Below are 4,425 nucleotides of genomic sequence, written 5' to 3' on the forward strand. Positions count from 1 at the left end.
ACCAAACCGCAGCCCCAGGACCGACCAGCTCAGCGCCCCGACCACACCGGCGCACGCCGCTCGGCGAACGCGTCGACCCCCTCGCGGGCGTCGTCGGAGAGGATGACGGGCGAGGCGAGCTCGGTCTGCCGGTCGAAGGCCTCGTCGGCGGGCCAGGCGGGTGACTCGTCCACGATCCGCTTGCCGACGGCGACACTGAGCGGCGCGTTGGCCGCGATCGCCCGCGCGAGCTCGAGAGCAACCTCGAGGGCGGCACCGGGTGCCGAGACCCGGTTGACCAGGCCCAGCTCGGCGAGCCGCACCGCCGACATCGGCTCGCCCAGGAGCGCCATCTCCATCGCGACGTTGCGCGGGAGCCGCTCACGCAGCCGGAGCACTCCCCCGGCGGCCGCGGCCAGGCCACGCTTGACCTCGGGGATGCCGAAGACCGCGTCGGAGGCCGCCACGATCAGGTCGGCGGCGAGCGCGAGCTCACAACCGCCCGCGAGCGCGCTGCCCTCCACCGCGACGACCAGCGGCTTCACCGGCGGCCGCCCGGTCAGGCCCAGGGGGCCTCGTCCTGCGGTCAGCGGCAGCTCGCCGCGCGCCGCTGCCTTGAGGTCCATCCCGGCGCAGAACGTGTCGCCGGCGCCCGTCAGCACGATGGCCCGCACGCGCGGGTCCGCCTCGGCGTCGTCGATCGCGCTCTCGAGCGCCTCCGCGGTCCGCGCGTCGATCGCGTTGCGCACCTCGGGCCGGTCGAGCGTCACCACCAGCACCGCGCCCTCGAGGGATCGCCGCACGGGTGAGGCCGGCGGCGCCGGCAGCTCGTAGGCCCCGGCGCCCAGCACCGTCACGGACTCCCCGGCGACGCGCACCCGTGCTCCCAGCAGGTCCCCCTCCGTGAGGGCACCCACGAGCGAGGAGTCCGACGAGCGCACGAGCACCCGCGTGCCCGACGGCGTCAGCAGGCTCAGGATGCCGGCCTCGGCTGCACCGGACCGGTCGAAGGGCACCGTGAACGCCTCGACGACCGCCTCGCCGTCGTACGACGTCACGACCGGCCGCTTGGGCGGTTGCTCGACCACGGGGCGCAGGTGCGCGTAGGCGCGCTCGGGCGGGGTGGCTGAGTAGAGCCCCAGTGCGTGCTTCGTGGCATACCAGCCCAGCGACGTGCACAGCCCACGCGAAGCAGGGTCGGCGCGCAGCACCGGCACCATCGACGCGATCGCGTGGCTGCCGTAGTTGTTGCCCGGCCCACCCGCGAAGGTCAACCCGCCCGTGACCGTCAGCGGGCGCCCCGGGTCGTCGATCGGGAGGCCCAGGGCGTCGGCGCCGATCTCGACCGCGGACGGGAAGCAGGCATAGAGGTCGACGTGCGCCACGTCCTCGATGCCCACCCCGGCGTGCCCGAGCGCAGCAGCACCCAGCGCGGCGATCGCCGGCGAGCGGGACAGGTCGGCACGCTCCGAGACGAACCACTCGTCGTACGCCGACGCGCCGGCGTGCACGAACACCCAGCGGTACTGGGGCACCCCGGCGGCCTCGGCGGCGGCGACGCTGGTCACGATCGAGCCCGCGGCGAGGTCGACCTGCAGGTTGGCGCACATCAGCTTCGTGTACGGCGCCGACACGGCGCGGTTGTCCGGGGTGACGGCAGCGATCCGATCGGCCGACTCCGGGGTCGGTGACCAGGCGAACGGGTTGCGCGAGGCGATCTCCGAGAAGCCCGCCCACAGCCGCGCCACGGCGCTCGTGTGCTCCGCGGGCGTGCGACCGAGCCGACCACGGACCGCCGACTCCATCAGCGCGTAGGTGTAGATCGGCGCCCCGAGCCCCACCGCGGTCTCGGCCTCGTTGTTGGGCCGCTTGTCGAGACCGATCACGCGGCTCGGCGCCACCGACTCGTCCTGGCGCGGCCAGTCGAGCGTGACGCCGTGCTTCTGCGCCCAGGCCAGCGTCGAGCCCGCCTCCGCGCCGCTGACCAGCACCACCGAAGCCCCGCCGGAGGCCACCAGGTCGGCGGCGTCGTTGACGACGAGCTGGCCACCGTCGCCGCCGTAGGGGCTCGACTGCACGGTCTCGTCGGGCCGCGCCCCCACCGCGTCGGCGACCAGGAGCGCCTGGTCGGCATAGGTCCACGAGGCGCTCGGCACGGCATAGACGGCATCCGCGAGCCCCAGCAGGTCGACGCTCGCCCCGCTGTCGACGAGAGCGGCTCGCAGTGCGGCGGCCGACAGGGCGACCGGGTCCTGGGAGGGGTCGGGCTCGCGCTGCACGACCTGGCCGACCCCGACGATGACCGGCGTCCGAGGGTCGAGGGACCGCCCCGAGGCCACGTGCAGGACCGGGTCGGCGGACACCCGCAGCCGCGCCGGCGCCGAGCCCGACACCTGGGAGGTCAGCAGCGCCAAGGACGCCACGAGCGCCTTCTCGACGCTGCGGACGGCGGTCGAGCCCACCGGCCCTCGCACGGGCGCGCCGTCGAGCCCCGCGTCGAGCCGCACGACCGAGCCGCTCCCGGAGGCGACCACGGTGCACCACAACCCGAGCGTGATGCCCATCGGACCCGTCCCGCGCAGCTCGAAGCCGGTGTCGTCGACCCGTGCCACCGTCCAGCGCGCCTCGGCCGGGATCTCCATGAGCAGGATCTGCTGGGCGAAGCGGTCACCCTCGTCGACCACACCCGGCCCCTCGCCGCGCCAGGTCGAGTGGATGGTGAGCCACTGCGCTGCCTGCCCGAAGTCACGGACGTACGACGCCACGTCGGCCGGTCCTGCCCCGCACACCGCTTGGGCGTGGACGTGGCGGGGGAAGTCGGCCACCCCGGTCGGCGCCGAGACCACCACGCCACCGGCCGCCGCGTCCGACGAGGACGCCTCTCCCCCGCCGGACGCACCTCCCCCGAGAAGCCCGCCGCTCACCTGCGCCACCACTCCTCGGCGCAGATCCGGGTTGCGGGCCGCGGTGACCGCGACCTGGGCGAGGGCGACGCCCTGGCGCAGGGTGCGGCTCAGCGAGGGGTGTGGGCGGGGGTTCGAGGGGCTCATGGTCACACTTCCCGTACGTTTGGACTGTTTGTGCCAGTATGCCCTGTCCCGGCCGCTACCGTGACGCCATGTCACCCGTCCCGGCCCCGCGGCGCACCCAGGGCGAGCGCACGGCCGCCACCCGGGCGCGGGTGCTGGACGCCACCTTCAACTGCCTGCTGGAGCGCGGCCACGCGGCCACGACCATCGCGGAGGTGCAGGACCGGGCCGGCGTCGCCCGGGGCACCCTCCTGCACCACTTCCCGACCCGCGCCTCGCTCATGGTCGGCGTCGTCGAGGACGTCGCCCGGCGTCGTCTCGGCGTCCTGCGCGCCGGCGCGGCCGAGGAGGCTCCCGCAGAGCGCTCGTGGGAGCGCGCCGTCGCCGTCGTGCGCGGCGACCTCGAGCACCCGGCCTTCCTGGTCGTCCTCGAGCTGTGGGTCGCGGCGCGCACCGACCCCGCCCTCCTCGAGGCCCTGGTGCCGGTCGAGCGCGCCGTCTTCGAGGCCGTGCACGGCGCCGTCACGGAGGTCGTCGGCACGACCGACGCCCGCGTCCCGACCCTGGTCCAGTTCACCATCGACCTGCTCACGGGGGCGGCCATGACCGGCCTCCTCGGGGTCGACCACGCCTCCCACGAGCGCCTCGTGCGCCGCTGGGTCGCCGCCCTGCCGGTGCTGCTCGGCGAGACCGACGCCGACTCGTGGTTCTGAGCCTCCACGCAAACCCGTCATCTGGGTGAATACTGCATCCGTGACGTCGCCGAGGACCGGGTTCCCCTACCTCGACGAGGTCCTGGACCAGCCGGGCTCGGTGCTCGCGTTCGCGCACCGCGGCGGGGCCTACCACCCCGATGTCGAGGGCCTCGAGAACACGATGTCGGCCTTCCGTCACGCGGTCGAGCTCGGCTACGACTACCTCGAGACCGACGTGCACGTCACCCGCGACGGGGTCCTCCTGGCCTTCCACGACCGGGTCCTCGACCGGGTCACCGACCGGACCGGCGAGATCGCCTCCGCGTCGTACGCCGAGGTGCGCGACGCCCTGGTCGGCGGGCGCGAGCGGGTCCCCACCCTCGCCGAGCTCTTCGAGCAGTTCCCGCGGGCGCGCTTCAACATCGACCTCAAGTCCGACGGCGCCGTCGCCCCGTTGGCGGACTTCATCTCCGCGCGCGACGCCGAGGAGCGGGTGCTCGTCGGGTCGTTCTCCCGGAGCCGGCTGCGGCGCTTCCGCGAGCTCACGGGCGGCCTGGTGCCGACCTCGGCGCACCCCCTCGAGGCCGTGGCTTTCCGGTTCCTGCCGAGCGGGCGGCTCGCCGACCTCGTCACCCGTGGGCGCGTCGCCGCCCTCCAGATCCCCCACCGGCGCGGCCGGTGGGTCGTGACGACACCCGGTCTCGTGCGTCGCGCGCACGCGG

General features: G+C 74.7%; 3 protein-coding genes. 2 read left to right on the forward strand and 1 reads right to left on the reverse strand.

Annotation, left to right across the window (positions count from 1 at the left end; genetic code table 11):
- Positions 1 to 29: 29 nt before the first annotated feature.
- Complete coding sequence (locus tag AAG827_RS21970) at positions 30 to 3,029, reverse strand: crotonase/enoyl-CoA hydratase family protein (protein WP_341928341.1); 3,000 nt, start codon at positions 3,027 to 3,029, stop codon at positions 30 to 32.
- Between the two features lie 68 nt (positions 3,030 to 3,097).
- On the opposite strand from AAG827_RS21970, the gene AAG827_RS21975 reads away from it, so the two are divergent.
- Both AAG827_RS21975 and AAG827_RS21980 read left to right on the forward strand, forming a co-directional pair.
- A complete protein-coding gene (locus AAG827_RS21975) occupies positions 3,098 to 3,721 on the forward strand; it encodes a TetR/AcrR family transcriptional regulator (RefSeq protein ID WP_341928342.1) in 624 nt (207 codons plus the stop codon).
- 40 nt (positions 3,722 to 3,761) lie between these two features.
- The coding region (locus AAG827_RS21980; RefSeq protein WP_341928343.1) for a glycerophosphodiester phosphodiesterase family protein at positions 3,762 to 4,425 on the forward strand (664 nt) is incomplete at its 3' end.

The sequence above is a fragment of the Nocardioides psychrotolerans genome (assembly GCF_943371775.1).
GTDB lineage: Bacteria > Actinomycetota > Actinomycetes > Propionibacteriales > Nocardioidaceae > Nocardioides > Nocardioides psychrotolerans_A.

Coding starts and splice junctions, on each gene's coding strand:
- AAG827_RS21975 (WP_341928342.1), top strand. CDS start 3,098: ATGTCACCCGTCCCGGCCCCGCGGCGCACCCAGGGCGAGCGCACGGCC.
- AAG827_RS21970 (WP_341928341.1), bottom strand. CDS start 3,029: ATGAGCCCCTCGAACCCCCGCCCACACCCCTCGCTGAGCCGCACCCTG.